This is a genomic window from Sphingomonas sp. S2M10, assembly GCF_012650175.1.
Classification (GTDB): Bacteria; Pseudomonadota; Alphaproteobacteria; order Sphingomonadales; family Sphingomonadaceae; genus Sphingomonas.
In genome coordinates, this window is the sequence record NZ_JAAILI010000008.1 from 257,007 (window position 1) to 276,946 (window position 19,940).

Here is a 19,940-nt window from a genome sequence, read left to right on the forward strand (position 1 = left end):
ATGCCCCGCCTCGCCTTCACCGCGCTGTATCGTGCGCTCACCCGCGACAAGCTCTATGCTGCGCTCACCATCGGTGGGCTGGCGGTGGGGATCGCCACCTTCCTGGTGCTCGCGCTCTACGTCCGCTTCGAGACCAGTTTCGAGCGCTGGTTGCCGCACCATGAGCGGATTTACCGCGTCGACACCGCGGTGCAGTTCCCCGGCAGCCCGTTCAACGGCGCCTATCCGGCGACCATGGCGGGCTTGCTCGAACAGATGCGCGAGGATTTCCCCGGCCTGATCGGCACCCGCATCCGCGGCGGGGCCGCCACCCCGGACGGCCCCAGGAGCGGCGCAGTGCTGCGCGGCGGGATCGCGACGGCAGAGCATGTCGCCCAGGTCGACCCCGGCTTCTTCGATGTGTTCGCGTTGCCCATGGTGCAAGGCGACGGTGCCCGCGCGCTGGCCGATCCCAGCGCGGTGCTGCTCAGCAGCTCGGCCGCGCGGCGCTATTTCGGCAGCGCGGATCCGATCGGCCAGACACTGACGATCAGCATGGATGCCCCCGCCAATTACCGCGTGGCCGGGGTGTTCGAGGATCTGCCCGCGAACAGCGACCTGCACTTCGCCATGCTGATCCCGATCCCCAGAACGCCGCCGCCCGCCGAATGGGCCTGGTACAAATGGGGCACCGCCTCCGTCGCCACCTTCCTGCGGTTTGAAACGCCGGAAGCCGCCCGCGCCTTCGCCGCGAAGCTGCCCCCCTTCATCGATCGCCGCGCGCTGAGCAGTTCGGGCCCCAACGTATCGCGCTGGCTGTCGCTGCCGCTGGTGCCGATCGGCGACGCGCACCTCAAGCCGGCGGGGCCGCAAAGCGCCAGCCGTCAGCTGATGGTGGCCACGCTTGGCAGCATCGGCCTGCTCACGCTGCTGATCGGCATCGTCAACTATGTGAACCTCGCCACCGCGCGCGCCGGGCTGCGCGCCCGCGAAGTGGCGATGCGCAAGGTGCTGGGCGCCAGCCGCGCCGCGCTGATCGGCCAGTTCCTCGGCGAGGCAATCGCCACCGTCGCCGTCGCCGCGCTGCTCGGGCTGATGCTGGCGGAAGTGGGGCTGCCGCTGGTCAATGCGGCCGGCGGCACGTCGCTGACCATGGCCTATGGCTGGGCGTTGCCGCTGCTCGCCGGAATCACCCTGGTCGTAGGACTGGCGGCCGGCTTCTACCCTGCCCTCGTCCTCTCGCGCTTTCCGGCGGCGGCCGTCCTCGCCTCGGCACGTGCGCCCGGCGGGGGCAAGGCGGGCGCGCGGCTGCGTGAGGCCCTTGTCGTGCTGCAGTTCGGTCTCGCCATCGCGTTTCTCGTCGGCACCGTGGTGATGATGCTGCAGATTCGTCACCTGCGCGATGCCGATCTCGGCTTTCGCCGCGAAGGATTGATCACCATCGAATCGCTCGCCGATCCGAAGATCGGACCCGAGCAGGCACGCGCCTTTCTCGCGGCGCTGCGTGCGCTGCCCGGCGTGCAGCGGATCGGCACCGCCAATGCCGCGCCCGGCGGCGAGGGCTCCAGCAACATCGACATGATCGAGCAGCCCGGCCCGCCGGGCACCGGGCCGCTGCTCCGCCTGATCAGCGCCGGGCCGGGTTTCTTCGACACCTATCGCCCCCGCCTGCTCGCGGGCCGCCTGCTCGACGATGCCCATGCCGCCGACGATGCCAGCGACTGGAAGCGCTGGAATGTCGGCCGCAACATCATGCTCAATCGCCGCGCGGTGACCGCGCTGGGCTTCCGTACCCCGGCCGAGGCGATCGGCAAGACCGTCGGCAATCCGCGTCCCCGCACGATCGTGGGGGTGATCGACGAGCTGCGCTTCTTCTCGCCGCGCACCGCCGATGAAGCCGCCTATTACATCTACACGCCCAACGCGATGTACCTGCATATCGGCGCGGTGCGCTTCACCGGCGATCCGCGCGCGATGCTTGACAGGGTGCAGGCGCTTTGGCGGCGGGCGATCCCGCAGGTGCCCTTCCGCGCCGACACCGCCGACCACCGGCTGGCCGGCCTGTATGGCGAGGACGAGCGTGCGATGCGGCTGGTGGGGATCGGCACCGGACTTGCCGTGCTGATCGGCTGTATCGGCCTGTGGGGCCTGGCCGCCTTCAGCACCGCGCGCCGGGTACGGGAGATCGGCATTCGCAAGACGCTGGGCGCCTCGGCGGGCGACGTCGCGCGGCTGCTGGTCGGCCAGTTCCTGCGGCCGGTGCTGCTCGCCAACCTGCTCGCCTGGCCGCTGGCCTGGGCGGCATCAAGAATGTGGCTTGCGGGGTTCGGGGATCGCATTCCCCTTTCCCCGCTCTATTTCCTCGCCGCCAGCCTGATCGCCACCGTGATCGCGGTGCTGACCGTGCTCGGCCAGTCGCTCCGCGCCAGCCGCGCCTCGCCCGCCTGGGCGCTGCGCAGCGCGTGAAGCGTCAGCCGTCCACGTCGCGGCGGAAGGTCTCGGGCAGCAGCAGCAGCCCGAGCACCAAGGTCGCCGCTGCGACGACGACCGGATACCACAGCCCGAAATAGATGTTGCCATTGGCCGCAACCATCGCGAACCCGATCGCCGGCAACAGCCCGCCCAGCCAGCCATTGCCGATGTGATAGGGCAGCGACATCGAGGTGTAGCGGATGCGGCTGGGGAACAGTTCCACCAGCATCGCCGCGATCGGGCCGTAGACCATCGTCACCAGCAGAACGAGGTAGAAGAGCAGCGCCACCACCAGCGGCTTGTTGATCGCCGCCGGGTCGGCCGTGGCCGGATAGCCCAGCTTGGCGAGTTCGCCGGTCAGCCGCCCGGCAAAGACCTGCACCGCCTGCTTGCGCGCCTCGCCGGTCACCTGGCGGGGATCGGGCGCGGTGAAGCGCTCGCCGCCGATCGTCACCGTCGCCACCGTGCCGGACGCTGCCGCGACATTCTCATAGTTCACCGCCGCCTTGGCGAGCGCGTTCTTGACGATGTCGCAACTCGTCGTGTCGAACTTGTTCTGGCCGACGGGATCGAACTGCGACGAGCATTCCGCCGGATCGGCGGTCACGGTCACCGGCGCCGACGCCAGCGCGCGGGCAAGCGCCGGGTTGGCCGCGCCGGTCAGCGCATGGAACACCGGGAACAGCGTCACCGTCGCCAGCGCGCAGCCGGTGAGGATGATCGGCTTGCGCCCGATCCTGTCCGACAACCAGCCGAAGAACAGGAAGAACGGCGTCGCCAGCATCAGCGCGGTGATTGCCAGCATGTTCGCGGTCAGCCCGTCGACCTTCAGCATCTTCTCGAGGAAGAACAGCGCATAAAGCTGGCCGGTGTACCAGATCACCGCCTGCCCCGCGATCGCGCCGAAAAAGGCGATCAGCACGATCCGCAGATTGGCCCACTGGCCGAACGCCTCGCTCAGCGGCGCCTTGGAGGCCGTGCCTTCGGCCTTCATCTTCTGGAACACCGGCGATTCGTGCAGCTTGAGGCGCAGCCACAGCCCGACCGCGAGGAACAGGCCGGAGAGCAGATAGGGGATCCGCCAGCCCCATGCCTTGAACGCCTCTTCGCCCAGGCCCGTCACCGGCGAGCGCACGGTGATGACGATCAGCAGCGCCATGGCGAGGCCGGCCGTCGCGGTGATCTGGATCCAGCTAGTATAGAATCCGCGCTTCCCCTCGGGTGCATGCTCGGCGACATAGGTTGCCGCGCCGCCATATTCGCCGCCTAGCGCCAGCCCCTGGAACATGCGCAGCACCACCAGCAGGATCGGCGCGGCGACGCCGGCGGTCTGGTAGGTCGGCAGGCAGCCGACCAGGAAGGTGGAAAGCCCCATCACCAGCAGTGTCAGGATGAAGGTATAGCGCCGCCCGACCATGTCGCCGATGCGGCCGAACACCAGCGCCCCGAACGGCCGCACGATGAAGCCGGCGGCGAACACCAGCAGCGCCATGATGAACGAGGTGGTCGGATTGAGCCCGGTGAGAAACTGCGCCGCGATGATCGTCGTCAGCAGCCCGTAGAGATAGAAGTCATACCATTCGAATACCGTGCCCAGCGAGCTGGCGGTGATCACCAGCTTCTCGCTCCGCGTCGCCACATGGTGCTGCGGCGCGGCACCCCCCTCGATCGCCATCGCATTCTCTCCCTGCCCGGCGGCCGTCGCTCGACATGTCCGCGCCCGTTGCACGGGAGATAGTGGCAAGCGAGAAGCCGCTTGCATAGGCATGTCGGACAAAGGCGCAGCCGCGCCGCGCCCCGCTCAATGTTCGCGCAACGCCGTCCAGAAGCTGCCGACCAGCGGTTCCAGCGCATAGTCGAGCGCGGTGCGCTTGCGCAGCGGCACCAGCACCTGCGCCGGCATGCCGGCCCGCAAGTCGAAATCACGGCCGCGCACCTTGCGCAGCAGGTCGATCTGTTCGGGCGGCACCAGCACCTCGCCGGTGAAATAGCTCGACCCGCTCTTCTCGTCGACCAGCGAGTCCGCCGAAAGACGGGTCAGCGTGCCCTTCAGGCTGGGCAGGTCGCGCTCGTGCAGGCTGGGGAACTTGACCAATGTCGACTGGCCGACGCGGAGATCATCGGCATCGTCCACCGCGATCCGCACCTGGATGCGCAGCGGCGCACGCTCGGGCACGATGTCCATCAGCTTCTGCCCCGGCGCGATCACGCCGCCCGGCGTGAACACCGAAAGACCCAGTACCGCGCCCGTCGCCGGGGCGCGGATTTCGGTCTTGGCGAGCTGGTCGCGCGCTGCCGTCCATTTGGGCAGTACCTCGCCCAGCCGGATATCGACGTCGCGCAAATCCGCAGCAGTGCGCTCATGGAAGCTTTGCTCCGCCTGCAGCGCGGTCAGTTCGCTCTCGCGCGACGCCTCGCGTGTCTGGGCGACGCTGGCCGTATATTGTCCGCGCTGGCCGATCAGCTCGGCGCGCACCCGCTCCAGTTCGCGCATCCGGGTCCGCGAGACGAAGCCGCGCTCGACCAGCGGGCGCATCGCGGTCAGCTGCTCATCGACGAGGCGCAACTGCTCCTCGGCGGAAACGACCTGCGTGCCATAGCCACGGCCCTGCGCAGCCGACTGCGCCGCGCGCTGCCCGAGCGCACCGCGCTGCGCGGTCAGCGTCGCCCGCCGCGCGTCCAGTTCGCTCTGCTGCAGGCGCAGCGCGAGCGCCGCGGCCTCGCGATCCCTCCCCTGCAGCCCGGCGTATTCGCTCGGCGCCGCCACCCGGTTCTGCCCCAGCTGCTCCGCCTGCAGCCGGGCACGCTGGGCGAGCAGGCCGATCGCCTGGCCCGACAGCGCGCGCTCCTGCGCCAGCACATCGGCGGCAGCGAGGCGCAGCAGCAACTGGCCCCGCTCCACCCGCTGCCCCTCGCGGACCAGAATCTCGCCGACCACGCCGCCGTCACGGTGCTGGACGCTCTGTCGCTGGCCGGAGACTTCGAGCACCCCCGGCGCCGTCGCCGCCGCGTCCAGCCGCGCGAACGCCGCCCAGCCGAGGAACAGCACGAAGAACAGCCCGGCGATCAGCAGCCCCATGCGAATGTCGCCGCGCGGGTCGCCGACCTGCTGCGCCACCGGCAGCGGCGTGTCCGCCGCAAGGATCACCGCGCCGCTCATGCCGCCGTTCCCCCTTGCGCCGCCGGCACCATCCGCCGGACATTGGGCGGCGCGATCTTGGCCAGCACCTCGTCGCGCGGGCCGAACAGCTCCACCCGGCCGTCGCGCAGCACCAGCATCTTGTCCACCACCGGCAGCACGCCCAGCTTGTGCGAGACCACCAGGATCGTCTTCCCCGCCGCCTTCAACCGCGTGATCGCGGCGTTGAGCGCGGCATCGCCCTCGGCGTCGAGATGCGCATTGGGCTCGTCGAGCACATAGAGCGCCGGGTCGCCATAGACCGCCCGCGCCAGCGCGATCCGCTGGGCCTGCCCGGCCGAGACGCCGCGCCCGCCCAGCGCGAGGCGATGATCGAAGCCGTCGGGCAGCCGCAGGATCAGGTCGCGCGCGCCGACCAGTTCGGCGGCCGCCACCGCCGCCGCGTCGATCGCCTCCAACCCGGCATCCAGCTCGCCCTCGAACCGGGCGATGTTTTCCTTGACCGTGCCTTCGAACAGCACCGAATCCTGCGGCAGATAGCCGATATGGCGCGCCAGCCGCTCCGGATCCCAGTCCCCCAGCTCGGCCGCGTCGATCCGCACAGCGCCGCGGTCCGCCGGCATCGCGCCGACGATCGCGCGCATCAGCGTCGACTTGCCCGAGCCCGACGGGCCGACGATCGCGACGACTTCCCCGGGTGCGACCGCGAAGGATACGCCGTTGAGCACCATGGCGTCGCGCGCGGCATTGAGGACGGTGACGCCCTCCACCATCAGTGCGCCGCGCGGCGCGGGCAGCCGGGTGGGCTCCGGCCGGTCGATCGCGGTGGCGAGCAGCCGATCGAGGTCACGATAGCCGCCGCGCGCCTGTGCCAGCGTCTTCCAGCTGCCGATCAGCAGCTCGATCGGCGCCAGCGCGCGCGCGATCAGGAAGGACGAGGCGAAGATCGCCCCGCCCGAAATCATGTTGTGCACCGCCAGCCAGGCACCGAGCCCCAGCGCCAGCGATTGCAGCGCCAGCCGCACGAACTTGGTCGCGGTGAAATAGCTGCCGGCGTGGAAGCCGCTTTCGGTCTGGCGCGCGAGCATCGCCTCGCGCTTGCGCAGCTGCCGGGCGACCAGCGCGCGGCGCATCCCCAGCGCGCGCACGCTGTCCGCCGCGGCCAGCACCGCGTCCTGCGCGGCATAGGTCTGGCCGGCGACTTCCTGCGCATGGTCCATGCCGGTGCGCGTCGCCCGCTCGTTGCGCCACGCGATGCCCGCGAGCAGCAGGCCGCCCACCAGCGCCATCAGGCCGATCAGCGGATGAACCAGGAAGCACACGCCGACATAGATCGGCATCCAGGGCGCATCGAACAGCGCGAGCATCGCCGGGCCGCCCAGCACCGCCCGCAGCGCGTCCAGCTCGCGCACCGCCGACCGCGCCACCGGCAGGTCGGGGCGCCCGATCGTCGCATCGAGCACCGCCGGCGCCAGGGCGGCGTTGAGCACCACCCCCGCGCGGGTGAGCAGCCGGCTCCGGATCCGGTCGAGCAGCGACAGGCAGGCGAGCGCGAAGACGAGCACCAGCGTGAGGAATGCCAGCGTCTGGACGCCCTGGGTGGGCACCACCCGGTCATAGACCTGCAGCATGTACAGCGTGGGTACGATGTACAGGATGTTGACCAGCGCACTGAACCCGGCGGCGGCGAGCAGATGCCGGCGGCACAGCGCCACCGCGTCGCGCATCGGTGCGAAGGGGCGCTGCGGCCCCGTCGCGGTCATCTTCGTCATCGCCATTCTTTTCGTCTTGCCCGGGCCGCCGCCCGGAACGATTCCGGGCGGCGACGGTGCTTAGGCGTACAGCAGATGGTTGGGCATCAACAATGCGTGGGTCTGGTGGTGCACATCCAGAACCCCGGCGTCCGATCCGCTCCATGCCATGGTCTGCGCATCGGTGCTCGCCCAGCTCTGCTCGTTCGCGGCGACCATCGAGCTGGCCTGGGCCTGGGCCTGGCCGAAGTCGAACAGCGCCAGCTGCGGTTCGTGATCGGTAGGGCGATTGCCGCCGAACTGCGAGTTGATGTGGACCGCATCATATTGCGCGTCGCTGAGCAGCCCGCCGGTGACGAGGATGTGATCGAGCTGCTGGGCGTTGCCGTCGAACAGATAGCTGTAGCGCTCCTCGCTCGGCAGCAGCGCGGTCGCCAGATCGGTCAGCATGCCGCCCTTGCCCGGATCGGTCAGCTGGGTCTGCGCGTCTTCCCAGGCAAAGCCGTTCCAGTCGCCGAGCACCGCGATGTTCATGGCCGGATCGTCCGCCAGATGCTCGTTGATATAGGCCTTGACGCCCGCCGCCTGCGCGGTGCGCGACGCATCGCCGGCATCGGCCGGCGGCTGGGTAGCGCCCCACAGCGGATCGCTGCCGCCGCGCGAGGTGAAGTGGACGTTGATCGCCGTGATCGTCTCGCCGTTAAACTCGAACTGCGCGACCAGCGGCTTGCGGCTGTTATTGTATGCCGCCCCGGTGATCAGCTCTGCGCTGCCGTCGACATAGGAAACGCGATCGGTGTTGTAGAGATAACCGTTGCGGATGTTGCCGTTGGGCTCGCCGCCGGTCGAGTTGGCGGTATCCGGCGCGACCTCGACATAGGCATAATTGGCGCCGCTGATCTTGTTGATCGCGTCGATCAGCCCCTGCGCGGTCTTAACACCGGAGAGGTCCTTGCCGTTGCCGGCGCCGTCGGCATCCTGGATTTCCTGCAGCGCGATGATGTCCGGCGCGCGCAGATTGTAGACGATGTTGCTGGCCAGCACGTCGTACTTGTTGTCCGACGCGTCGAGATTCTCGACATTGTACGTCGCCAGCGACAGATGCGTGGCGTCGCCGCCAAGCGCGGTCACTTCCTTGGCCAGGGTCACGTCCTTGGTGACGGTCACCGCTTCGGTGACGACCACTTCATATTTGGCGGCGGCATAGTTGACGACGCCGGTGACGCTGCTCAGCTGGTCCCCGACCGAGTAATTGGCCTTGAAGCCGTCATAGATCGTGCTGTCGCCCTGCAGCTGGATCTTCTCGGGGTTGAAGTCGCCCTGCGAGATGGTGATGCCGCCGCGATCGTTGACCCCGGTCGCCCCCTGGCCGAGCGAAGCGACGACGTCGGTCTCGGCATAGCTGTCGGCGGTGGTGTTGGAGACGACCAGCGGATTGTCGATCGTCACCCGCATGCCTTCCAGCGACTCCCAGAAGTCGATGCCGTCGGTGGTGGGATCGTAGCTGTTCAGGCCGTCATCGTCGATCGTCGTGGTCGGCGGCGTCAGGCCGCCATCGCCGATCAGCATCGCCTCGGGAAGGTCATAGCCATAGCCGAGCAGTTCGATCGACGGTGCGGTCAGTTCGGTGATGGTCAGCCCGCCGGTGCCCGCGCGATATTCGCTCACCGTCGCCTGTACCGCTACCGCATCGCCGACGAACACGTCGGGCGCGGTGCTGGTGAAGACGAACACGGCGTCGCTGGTGCGCGCATTGCCGTCGCCAAGATCCTGCAGATAGAAGCCGTTGCTGTCGACCGCGGTGACGATGCCGCTGGTCACCACCTTCTGCCCCTCAAAGGCCGAGCGATGCCCCTCGCCCTGGATCTGGCCGATGGACAGCGGCAGGATCTCGTCGTTGAGGATCGTGCCGATCGCGGTCGCGCGATCGATCGTGGCGCCGCCCGTGGGATCGGACAGGGTGATGCTGAACGTCTCGTTCGGCTCGGGCTGGCGATCGCCCAGCACCGGCAGCGAGATCGTCGCGGTGCTCTGGCCGCTGGCGAAATGGACCTGGCCGGTGAGCGTGAAGGCACCGAAATCGCCGGCGTCGGCACCGCCATAGCCGCCCGGCAGCGTCACGGTGTAGGTCGCGTTGACCTCGCCATCGGCCCCGCCGACGCGCGCGACGGTGAAGTCGATCATGTGCGTGCCGCTGTCGCCCTCGGTGGTCGAGGCGTCGGCGATGCTCAGCGTGCCGGGTGCCTTCACGGCGCCGGCGCTGCTCACGCGGATGTCGTCGATGCCCACCCACTCGTCATTGCCGACGGCGTTGGTGGTCAGGATGCGCACCTGCAGCGTCGCGGCATTGTTCGCGTCGGCCGGCAGCGTGACGCTCACCGGCGTCTCGAGCAGCGGATTGGCGCTGCCCGGTCCGGCGGTCGCATCGGCGACATAGCCGCCGGGCACGTTGGTCCACGGGCTGGAATCGTCGAGGCGATACTGCACCGCGACCTGCTGCACCGCATCGTCCGTGCCGCTCTCCAGGTCGCGCAGCAGGAACGACAGCGTGACGTTGCTGCGCCCGGTCGCGTCGAGATAGAGCGCCAGATAGGGCGCGTCCGCAGTGCCCGAGCCGGTCAGCGCGACCACCGGGTTGCTGAGCTGGAATTCGGTAACGCCGCCGGTGTTGAAGGTCAGCGGGTTGGTCTGATTGACGTTGACATCGACCACGGTGCTGCTCGTGGTGATCGTGCGCGGATCGGCGCCGGTGGCGGGGGTCAGCGAGTCACCCCGGAAACCGACGATGCTCGGCACGTTGTCCCAGCTGTCGTTGGTGCCGAGCAGGCTGGTGTTCGACCAGTCCTGAACAAGGTCGCCGCCGCTCAGATTCCAATAAGTCGCGCCCACGCAATTCCCCCTGTCGATTCGTTGCAGATGCAGCCGGGGACGAGCGCGAACGGCGCCGCCCTCCGGCCATCGTTAGCATTTCGCTAACCATCGGTTGTGACATGTGGATGAAATCTCGGTGAAAAGATTGCGGGGCTGCGGCACCATGGCTTCGCGCCCACCCAGCGGCATGCATGCCCGTAATCAGCCGCGTTCAGGACGAAAACGTCGCAACGGCGCGCAGCCATACGTGGCCGTTACACCTGCCGATTCGCGCAACTTCCCCGAATTGCTCGCGAATCGTCGCGATTCTGCAACATGGCCGTGTCACTCGGGACCAACATTTTAAAATAGGGGAACATGTGTTGATGAATCGTTACCTGGCCCTGCCGCTCCTGCTGGCGACCGTTTGCGTATCTCAGGCGCAGGCTGCCACGATCGTGACCGCGAATCCGGTCACCACCACCGTCAACGCGAACGCAAGCACCACGGTGACGCTCTCGTCGGTGCTCCAGCCGGACACGATCGGCCAGGTCTTCCGGCCGACCCAGGCCTATCTGACCGGGCTCGGCTTCCGCTTCGGTTCGTCGACGCGCACGACGACAGGCACGGTCACGCTGTCGCTCTATGCAGGCGCGATCGCCCCGAACGGCGCGCTGCCCACCACCGCACTGTTCACCCAGCAATATTCGCTGTCGAACCTGATCTTCCGCGGCGTCGGCAGCTTCACCGATCTGGCGATCGGCACGCTGGGCGTGACCGCCAACACCGACTATACGGCGGTGCTGAGCGGCAGCAACAACGTCACCCTGGCGTTCGGCAATGGCGAAGGCTATGCGCCGGGCTATCTCCTGCAGACCAAGGTCAACGACCTGACCTGCCGCAACACGCCGTCGGCGTGCGACGCCAGCTTCCGCTTCACCACCGCCAGCCCGGTGCCGGAGCCGGCGAACTGGGCGCTGCTGGTCGGCGGCTTCGCGATGATCGGCGGCGCCGTGCGCTATCGCCGTCGGGCCGCAACGGTGTCCTTCGGCTGAAATCGACGGCGGGGGCGTCCCGGAACGGGTGCCCCCGCCGCGATCACGCGGCGGTCGGCTTCACGCCCCGCCCCTGCCCGAGCCATTCGCTGGCAGCGCCGGGCACATCGGGACGGGCCGATCAAGAGCGGCACGCCCCTCCACACACCAAAACGGGTCGCCTGAAGACCGCGCGATCATGGCGCCACGAACGTCGTGGTCGTGATATGGTGGACGGTGCGCACGGCGCTGCCCTGGAGTTGGGCCGGACCATCCTCCTTCACCGCCGCCGAAAGCAAGTAGCGGCCATGCGCATCGGTGGGTACATCGATGATGCCCTGTGCATCCGTCATGAGTTCCTTGGATACCTTGGCCGGCGTGATCACCGTCACTTTGCTGGCGGCCACGGGCTTGCCGTGCCGAACGAGCCGAAAACGGTTTGCATTCGTGGCAACCGGGGCGATCTCGAAGGGAAGTTGCGTGGAGGCATCGGTCCGGCCCGCCCGGGCATAATAGATCACGCCCTCCCTGGCCCCCTCGTCGCCCCAGGGCTTGAAGACATTGTCGTCCCATACGCGGACATCGCCGGCCGGGGCCATCGCTTCGATATAACCTGCCTTGCGCGTGAGCGTCGGACGGTCCAGCGCCAGAATCCTGGGCGCCTTCAGGTTCGCGAACTCGGGATCGCCGCCTGCCGGTAGCGCTTCCGCCGGTTCGCCGAGATAGATCCGCACCGGGCCGGCGCCATCGCGCTCCACCCAGACCTCATGGGCCTGCGCGGCGCCCGCCATCGCGGCGAGCAGCGCCGTCATCAAAACCTTCTTCATCGTCGTCACTCCCTTGCGCATGGGATTTTACGCCCTTGATCGCGTCTGCCGGAGGATAGTCGCTCCGCTCTTGCGAGTCACTCGCAAATCTCTGTGCAACATTTCTTCACGATCCGGGCGACGCTCGGTCACAATGATCGGAAGGGTGCCGCCGCCGAGGGGCGCAGCAAAGGGCTGGCGGGCACCCGATGCCGCAGCTTCGACCTTCCTCTCCCGGCACGGGCCCGCCCGGTAGACGAGCAATCTGCGGGCAAGGCGTCGCAGGGCGGCACGCCTTGATCGTCCGATGACGTGAAGAGTGAGTATGCGGATGTGGAGCACTGCGCTACGGAGGGCGCGACAACCCGCTCGAAGCTCCTCCTACCGATGGACCGGGTGTGCTCGCAAGGTTCCGCCTATGCCCACCATGACCGCCATCGCCAGCACAACCCCTTCCGCACGGCCGCCATGGCTGCGCGGCGGCGGCGACTGCGCACAGCGCATCGCGGAGCGTGATTGGTCGCCCACGCCCCTGGGTCCGTTTTCGCGCTGGCCGAACGGCCTTACCGGCGCGCTCTCGATCGCCCTGCGCTCGCAGGTGCCGATCGTCATTCTGTGGGGCCCGGAGGGCGTCATGCTCTACAACGACGCCTATGCGACCCTGGTGGGAAGCCGGGATGCGACGTCCCTGGGATCGAACGTCCGCGAGAGCTGGCCGGAGTTCGCGAATTTGAACGACCACGCGATCCGGGAAGGTCTTGCCGGGCGCACGGTGCACTACAGCGATCGGGAGGTGACGCTTGTCCGGGAAGGTGCCGCGGAAACACTGTGGATAGACCTCGATTACACGCCGGTACCGGATGATACCGGGGTACCGGCCGGCGTGATGTGCTTCCTTGCCAATGTGACCGAGCGGGTCGCGGCAGAGCGGCGCGCGGAATTTCTCCTGGCGCTGTCCGACGAGCTCCGCCCCCTGAAAACCCCCGCCGACATCATGGATCGAACAGCGGCCAGGCTGGGTGCGTTGCTGGACGCCAGCAGGGTTTTCTACGCCGAGATCACCGACGCCGGCATGATGACCGTCGAACGCGATTTCGCACGCGGGGTCGGTTCGATCGTCGGCGTCCATTCGCTGACGTCGTTCGGCCCCGACCTGCTCGCGGCCTATCGTGCGGGCGCGCCGGTGGTGGTCCGCGACGTGGGCGGCGATACGCGACTGAGCGCACCAGCACGCGAAGGTCTCACCGCGCGCGAGGTCGGCGCGTTCATCGATGTCGTTCTGTTCAACGAAGCCCGATGGGTGGGTCTTCTCGCGGTCCAGAATGCGAGCGCGCGTCTTTGGACGATCGCGGAGGAAAGGCTGGTCCAGCAGGTCGGCGAACGCGTGAAGCTGGCGATCGAGCGCGCTCGCGCAGAACGTGACAGGCTCTGGGATCTTTCCCAGGACATGCTGGCCCGAGCGGACTTCGCCGGGATGATGTCGGCGGTCAATCCGGCCTGGACGAAGGTTCTGGGCTGGAGCGAGGGCGAGCTGCTCACCCGGGGCTATTCGACTCTCATGCATCCCGACGACATTGCATCCTCCACCAGCGCAATCGCCTCGATGGCCGCAACACGGGAGCCGACCCGCTTTCAGAACAGGATCGCGACGAGGGCGGGCGACTGGCGGCATATCGAGTGGACCGCCGCCCCCGAACCGGACGGCGTCGATTTCGTCGCGATCGGCCGCGATCTCACCGAATCCAAGGCACGGAAAGCCGAGCTAGACGGAGCCCATGAGGCGCTTCGCCAGAGCCAGAAAATGGAAGCCGTGGGACAACTCACCGGCGGCATCGCGCACGACTTCAACAACATGCTCACCGGCGTCATCGGCAGCCTGGATCTGATCCGACGCGATATCGGCGCGGGAAGACTGGATCGGGCCGAACGCTATATCGATGTGGCCAGCGCCTCCGCGCAGCGAGCAGCCGCCCTGACATCGCGTCTCCTCGCCTTCGGTCGGCGGCAATCGCTCGATCTGCGGGTTCACGACATCAATGCCCTGGTCTGCGGCATCAGCGACCTGCTGAGCCGCACGCTCGGCGAGCAGACCGTGCTCGAAACCCATCTTTGCCCGGATCTGTGGTCGGCCAAGACCGATGCGAACCAGCTCGAAAGTGCCCTTCTGAACCTGTGCATCAACGCCCGAGACGCGATGCCGGACGGCGGCAAACTCACCGTGGAAACGGAGAATATCAGCCTGGACGAGCATGGCACGCGCGATCAACCCGGCCTGACGCCCGGCAATTATGTCGTACTCAGCGTCAGCGATACCGGGACCGGCATGTCGCGCGCGACTCTCGAAAAAGTGTTCGAGCCGTTCTTCACGACCAAGCCGATCGGCCAGGGCACCGGCCTCGGCCTGTCGATGATCTACGGTTTTGCGAACCAGTCGGGCGGGCATGTCCGCATCTACAGCGAACTGGGGATGGGCACGACGGTGAAGCTGTTCATCCCGCAATCGACAGGGGAAATCGCGAGCCTGGAGGTCGTCAAGGATGCGATCGTCAACGGCCGCGGCGAAACCGTTCTCGTGGTCGAAGACGATCCGGCGGTGCGCCAGATCGTTCGGGAGGTTCTTTGCGAGATCGGCTACGGTGTCATCGAGGCGACCGATGCCGACACCGCGCTCCCGGTCCTCCGGTCGAACCGGGAAATAGACTTGCTGATCACCGATGTCGGCCTGCCCGGCGTCAACGGACGCCAGCTCGCGGAAATGGCGCGCGCCAGCAGGCCGGATATGAAGGTGCTTTTCGTCACCGGCTATGCGCAGAATGCCACCGTCCGGTCCGGGTTCCTCGACCAGGGCATGGAAATGCTGACCAAGCCTTTCGCCCTCGACACGCTGGCGACGAAGATACGCGAGATCATCGACGGATAGAGCCTCGGACCGGACGATCCAGCCGGAAGCGTTGGCGGGCGGACGCGCTTCATCGCACCAGCCGCCGGTCCGTTGCGGCCGCGCCTGCCTCGGCGTTCGACGCACCCTGGCCCTACGCCGTCCGGATGGCGATCCGCGCTGCCCGCTTGCTCGGCTTGTCACCATTTCCGGCGATGTGCGTTCGGCATGCACATATGCTGAAAAGTGAACTGAACCCCCGTGTATTCTGGGGCGCCTCGGCGCTCATCCTGGCGTTGCTGGGTGTTACCATCGCCCTGCCCGGCAGCGCCGATCTCGCCTTCAAGGCGGCGCAGGCATGGACGATTGATCGCTTCGGCTGGTTCTACATCGCCGCCGTCGCCATTCTTCTCGCCACCGCGCTCACGCTCGGCTTCGGCCCGGCGGGCAAGCTGAAGCTGGGACCGGACGATGCCCAGCCCGACTTTCCCTATCTTTCCTGGCTGGCCATGCTGTTCGCCGCCGGCATGGGCATCGGACTCATGTATTTCGCGGTGGCCGAGCCCATCCAGCATTATATCGCGCCGCCAGAGGCGAAGAGCGGCACCCTCGAGGCGGCGCGCGAAGCAATGGCGATCACCTTCCACCATTACGGCGTTCACGCCTGGGCGATCTACGCGCTGGTCGGGCTTAGCCTCGCCTATTTCACCTACCGCAAGAATTTGCCGCTCACGCTGCGATCCGGGCTGGCGCCGATCCTGGGCAAGCGCATTCACGGGCCGCTCGGCGACGCGATCGACATCTTCGCGGTGTGCGGGACCGTCTTCGGGGTCGCCACGTCGCTGGGGTTCGGCGTGTCGCAGATGACCGCGGGCCTGGCCTATATCTACGGCCTTCCCGACACGCTCGCCATGAAGATCATCGTGATCGTGATGGTCATGGGCGCTGCGACGCTGTCGGTACTGAGCGGCGCGGATCGCGGCGTTCGGCGGCTGTCCGAACTGAACCTGGCGCTTGCCGTGCTCCTGATGCTGTTCGTGATGGTGCTTGGTCCGACGCTGTTCCTGCTGCGCGCGCTCGTCCAGAATTTCGGCCTGTATCTCGATCATTTCGTGATGCGCACCTTCACGCTCTACGCCTATGAGCCCCGTGCCTGGATGGCGGACTGGACGCTGTTCTACTGGGCGTGGTGGATCGCCTGGTCGCCCTTTGTCGGCATGTTCATCGCGCGGATCTCGCGCGGGCGCACGATCCGCGAGTTCGTTATCGGCGTGTTGTTCGTGCCCACCGCCTTTACCTTCCTGTGGATGACGGTGTTCGGCAATACGGCGATCTGGCTCGATCTGGGCACGGCCTCCGGCGGCATTGCGCAGGCGGTGCAGGCCAATCTGTCGACCGCGCTGTTCAAGTTTCTCGAATATCTCCCGGCGGCGAGCGTCACCTCCACCGTCGCGATCCTGCTGGTGGCGGTGTTCTTCGTCACCTCCGCTGATTCCGGTGCGCTGGTGATCGATACGCTGGCGTCCGGCGGCAAGGACGAGACGCCGCGCTGGCAGCGCATGTACTGGTGCCTCCTGCTGGGCGTGACCGCCGCGCTGCTGCTGGTTGCGGGCGGCCTGGGAGCGCTGCAGGCGGCGACCCTGCTGGCGGCGCTGCCCTTCTGCTTCATCCTGCTGCTGCTGGCCTTCGGCCTGGTGCGGCAGACCAACGCCGACCTGGCCGGCGTGGCACTGCCGGAAGACGCGGCAGCGATCAGCGAACGGCTGAAGCGCCTGGTTTCCCCCGCTCGCCGAACCGACATCCTGCAGCAGATGACCCGCCATGGCGAACCCGCCCTCCGCAGTGTCTATACCGCGATGCAGGAGGAAGGCTGGACCGATCTGCAGCTCGAGCTGGAGGAAGGTGAGATCACGCTCACCGTAGGCAGCCAGGGCGATCAACCGTTCACCTATCGCCTGCTGCCCCGCGCCCGGCCGCTCCCCGCCTATACCGCGCTGGAAGCATCGGAAGCACGCCGAAGCGTCGGATGGACCCTCAGCGTGGATACCCGGCCCAACGGGCGTCAGCGCGATCTCACGGGTTTCTCGACCAAACAGATCACCGGGGATCTGCTGAGCGAACTCGAACGCTGGCGAGCCCGTTAGGACGGTTTACGGGGCAAGGACCAAACGATCGACTGGCGAGGCGCGCCGCGATGCCGATGACGGGTACGTCCGCTCGCGCCGGCCCAGGCTCAGCAAAGCATGCTGCAGCGGATCCCGAAGCGATCCGATCTGCGCGCCCTGCGTTTAATGTGCGGCATCCGTCGCGCCGGTGAGCTTCCAGCGGCGCAGCAGCGGCGGCATGGTAAGCCCCTGGGCGAATATCGAGAAGGCGACCACGCCGAAGGTGACGACGACGATCGCGCCGCGCTCGGCCACGTTCGCCGGCACCGCCAGCGCCAGCGCCAGGCCCACCGCGCCGCGCAGCCCGCCCCAGACCAGTACATGCTGATAGGTTGCAGGCAGCCGCAGCCCGGTGCCCGAAAACAGCGCCGCAAGCGGATAGACCGCCGCCGCCCGACCGAGCAGCGTCAGCAGTATCCCCGCGGCCAGCGCACCGCTCACCAGCGCGATCGGCTGATGCGCCTCGTGGCTGCCGATCAGCAGGAACAGGCAGGAATTGGCGAGGAAGGCGGCATAGGCCCAAAAATCCTGGACATGCTGCCGTCCGGCGACCGAGATCGATCCGCGCGTGCCGATCGCGCCGACGATGATCCCGGCCGCAAGCGCGGCGAACACGCCCGAGGCATGGAAATGCTCTGCGAGCAGGAAGCTGGCCCAGGCGATCACCGTCGTCAGCGTCACCTCGACGAGATGGTCCTCGGTTCGGCCCGCCACCGTCAGTACCGCAAAGGCGATCGCGCCGCCGATCGCCACGCCTCCCGCCACGGTCCACAGCAGCGAGGTCGCGACGCCGCTTGCCGTCAGTCCGCCGCCTTCGGCAACGGTCAGGAGGATCGCGAAACCCACCGCGGCAACGCCGTCGTTGAGCAGGCTTTCCGATTCCACCACCATGCTCAGCCGCGGCTCGGCCTTCATCTCCTTGAAGGCGGCGATTACCGAGACCGGGTCGGTCGCGGCGATCAGCACGCCGAAGAACGCCGCGCCCAGCCAGCTCCAGCCGAGCAGCCAGTGCATGCCCGCGGTGACCACCAGCGCGGAAACGGCAACACCCAGAAAGGCGAGCACCACGGTGAGCGGGAGCTCCTCGCGGAACCGCGACCAGCGCAGTTGCAGCGCCGCCTCGAAGATCAGCGGCGGCAGGAAGATGTTGAAGATCAATTCGCGCGACAAAGGCAGGTCGGCACCCACTGGCAGAAAGGCGAGCGCGATGCCGGCCAGTACCAGCCCCGCCGTATAGGGGAGCCCGATCCGCCGGGAAATCATCGCGACCAGCGAGGCGACGATCAGCAGCGTGCCGAGTTCGGGAAGACCGATGGTCTCCATGGGCGCAATCCTTCTACCTGCGGCGGAAGGTTCCTGCCGCTGCCGGGGCCGGCGAACCTTCTAGGAGAGAAGCAGCGCGGCGACGAGCGCAAAGCGCCACCCGGCAGCCTTCACGACGCCCGCGTGCTGCAAGACATGCCCTGCCCGCCCCGGCGCGGGGCCGCTGTTCAGTCCGTCGTGCGGATCACCGCACGGGTCACGTCGCCCATCAGCCGCATGCGCACCGGGATCGGCTGGCGCGTGCTCGCGATCATCACCGCCACGGCATAGCGATGCCCGTCGGGCCCGGTGAGCAGACCGACATCGTTGTAGCCGGTGGCGAGACTGCCCAGTTCCTGGCCGGTGCCGGTCTTGTGCGCCATCTTCCAGCCAGCACGCAGGCCGGACTTGAGCCGCAGCGGTCCGGTCTTGCTTGCCAGCATGATCCGGAACAGTCGATCGGTGGATCCCTGGCTGAGCAGCTTGCCTTCTGCGAGGCGCGAAAGGCCCAGCGTGATGCCGTTCGCGGTCGCGCCGTCATAGGGCGCCGCGAGATAGCGATCGAGCGCCTTGCGCCGGGCAGCCGAATTCATTGCCGCGCGCGCTTGGAGGAAGCCCCAGCCGCCGGCCCATTCCTTGCGCCAGACAAGCCCAGCGGTGCGCGCCTGCAATTCCCGCTCGCCGGGACCGAAGCCGACGCCGTCCACCCCCTTGTCGGCGAGCATGCGGCGGATCGCCGCCGGCCCGCCCACCTTCCACAGCAGCACGTCGTTGCAGGTATTGTCGCTGCGGGTCAGCGCACATTCGAGCAACGCGCCGACCGTGGTGCGATAGCCGTTCGGGCCGACCAGCGGCCGGATCGGCTGGTGGAAGACGGTCAGGTCGGCGCGGGTCACGGTCACCGGCGTGGTGAGCGACAAGCGCTGGTGATCGATCGCATCAAACACCGCGATGGCGACCCACAGCTTGCTTACGCTCTGCTGGGGATGCGGACGCTCGCCGTTCCACGCGACCATCCAGCCGCGCTCGACGTCGCGAACCGAGATCGCCACCTGCCCATCGAACGACGCACCCAGCGCCTGGACGGCATTGAGCAGCGCGGCGGGCGGTTCGTCGGATCGCCGCGGCCGGGCGACTGCGGCGGATGCGCGTATCGGCGGCGCGACCAGCGCCGCTCGGGGTGCGGGACGCGGCGGCGGCGCCGCTGCGGTCGGCGGAACGGGCACACAGGCGGCGAGCAACGCGCCCGGCGCGATCAGCGCGCCGAAGCGGACGGCAATATCGATAAGCGGCAACAAACCCCTCCTTTGCCCATCCACGTACAGGTCGGGATGCCGAAATGCAGTCGTAAAGCGGCACGGCTCGTCGCTGGCAAGTCGCCGTTCGTCGTCTGCGCGGCATGCGCGCACCGGATACACGCCCGTTCGGCCGGCCATGTTGCACGCGGCCGATGCTCCCTGCCGAGCCGTTGCGCGCGGTTGCCTGGGCCGGCAATACCGCGCTAGGTCACACGCCATGGCGCGACGCACTCCTCGTGGACCTCTGGGAGACCCGCCGATCCTGC

11 protein-coding genes are annotated in these 19,940 nt (G+C 67.8%); 4 read left to right on the forward strand and 7 right to left on the reverse strand.

Going from position 1 to position 19,940, the window contains the following annotated elements:
* Positions 1 to 2,445 (forward strand): ABC transporter permease, encoded by a 2,445-nt coding sequence (locus S2M10_RS02600; RefSeq protein WP_168844720.1) that lies wholly within the window; start codon positions 1 to 3, stop codon positions 2,443 to 2,445.
* 4 nt (positions 2,446 to 2,449) lie between these two features.
* Here the strand turns inward: S2M10_RS02600 and S2M10_RS02605 are convergent, their stop codons facing one another.
* The 4 genes from S2M10_RS02605 to S2M10_RS02620 form a co-directional block, all read right to left on the reverse strand.
* Positions 2,450 to 4,126 (reverse strand): MFS transporter, encoded by a 1,677-nt coding sequence (locus tag S2M10_RS02605; protein WP_168844721.1) that lies wholly within the window; start codon positions 4,124 to 4,126, stop codon positions 2,450 to 2,452.
* A 126-nt stretch (positions 4,127 to 4,252) separates the two neighbouring features.
* On the reverse strand, positions 4,253 to 5,611 hold the full coding sequence (locus S2M10_RS02610; protein ID WP_168844722.1) for an HlyD family type I secretion periplasmic adaptor subunit: 1,359 nt from the start codon (positions 5,609 to 5,611) through the stop codon (positions 4,253 to 4,255).
* Positions 5,608 to 7,353, reverse strand: coding sequence for a type I secretion system permease/ATPase (locus S2M10_RS02615; RefSeq protein ID WP_247650624.1), 1,746 nt, complete (start codon positions 7,351 to 7,353; stop codon positions 5,608 to 5,610). The genes S2M10_RS02610 and S2M10_RS02615 overlap by 4 nt, the downstream gene beginning before the upstream one ends.
* A 69-nt stretch (positions 7,354 to 7,422) precedes the next feature.
* On the reverse strand, positions 7,423 to 10,230 hold the full coding sequence (locus tag S2M10_RS02620; protein ID WP_348770519.1) for an endonuclease/exonuclease/phosphatase family protein: 2,808 nt from the start codon (positions 10,228 to 10,230) through the stop codon (positions 7,423 to 7,425).
* A 347-nt stretch (positions 10,231 to 10,577) separates the two neighbouring features.
* On the opposite strand from S2M10_RS02620, the gene S2M10_RS02625 reads away from it, so the two are divergent.
* Positions 10,578 to 11,246 (forward strand): PEPxxWA-CTERM sorting domain-containing protein, encoded by a 669-nt coding sequence (locus tag S2M10_RS02625; RefSeq protein ID WP_168844723.1) that lies wholly within the window; start codon positions 10,578 to 10,580, stop codon positions 11,244 to 11,246.
* A gap of 176 nt (positions 11,247 to 11,422) precedes the next feature.
* Here S2M10_RS02625 and S2M10_RS02630 read toward each other — a convergent pair whose 3' ends face one another.
* Positions 11,423 to 12,037, reverse strand: a complete 615-nt coding sequence (locus tag S2M10_RS02630; RefSeq protein WP_247650578.1) for a DUF4198 domain-containing protein — start codon at positions 12,035 to 12,037, stop codon at positions 11,423 to 11,425.
* A gap of 421 nt (positions 12,038 to 12,458) precedes the next feature.
* Here S2M10_RS02630 and S2M10_RS02635 point away from each other — a divergent pair, with 421 nt between their 5' ends.
* Together S2M10_RS02635 and S2M10_RS02640 are read left to right on the forward strand one after the other, a co-directional pair.
* Entirely contained in the window at positions 12,459 to 14,951 is a 2,493-nt protein-coding gene (locus S2M10_RS02635; protein WP_168844724.1) for a PAS domain S-box protein, read from the forward strand.
* Positions 14,952 to 15,145: 194 nt separating this feature from the next.
* Positions 15,146 to 17,053 carry a BCCT family transporter gene (locus tag S2M10_RS02640; protein ID WP_168844725.1) on the forward strand — a complete coding sequence of 636 codons (1,908 nt, stop codon included), beginning with the start codon at positions 15,146 to 15,148 and terminating at the stop codon, positions 17,051 to 17,053.
* Between the two features lie 144 nt (positions 17,054 to 17,197).
* On the opposite strand, the gene S2M10_RS02645 is transcribed toward S2M10_RS02640, so the two are convergent.
* Both S2M10_RS02645 and S2M10_RS02650 read right to left on the reverse strand, forming a co-directional pair.
* On the reverse strand, positions 17,198 to 18,397 hold the full coding sequence (locus tag S2M10_RS02645) for a cation:proton antiporter (RefSeq protein ID WP_168844726.1): 1,200 nt from the start codon (positions 18,395 to 18,397) through the stop codon (positions 17,198 to 17,200).
* 167 nt (positions 18,398 to 18,564) lie between these two features.
* A complete protein-coding gene (locus tag S2M10_RS02650) occupies positions 18,565 to 19,671 on the reverse strand; it encodes a serine hydrolase (protein ID WP_247650579.1) in 1,107 nt (368 codons plus the stop codon).
* Positions 19,672 to 19,940 lie beyond the last annotated feature (269 nt).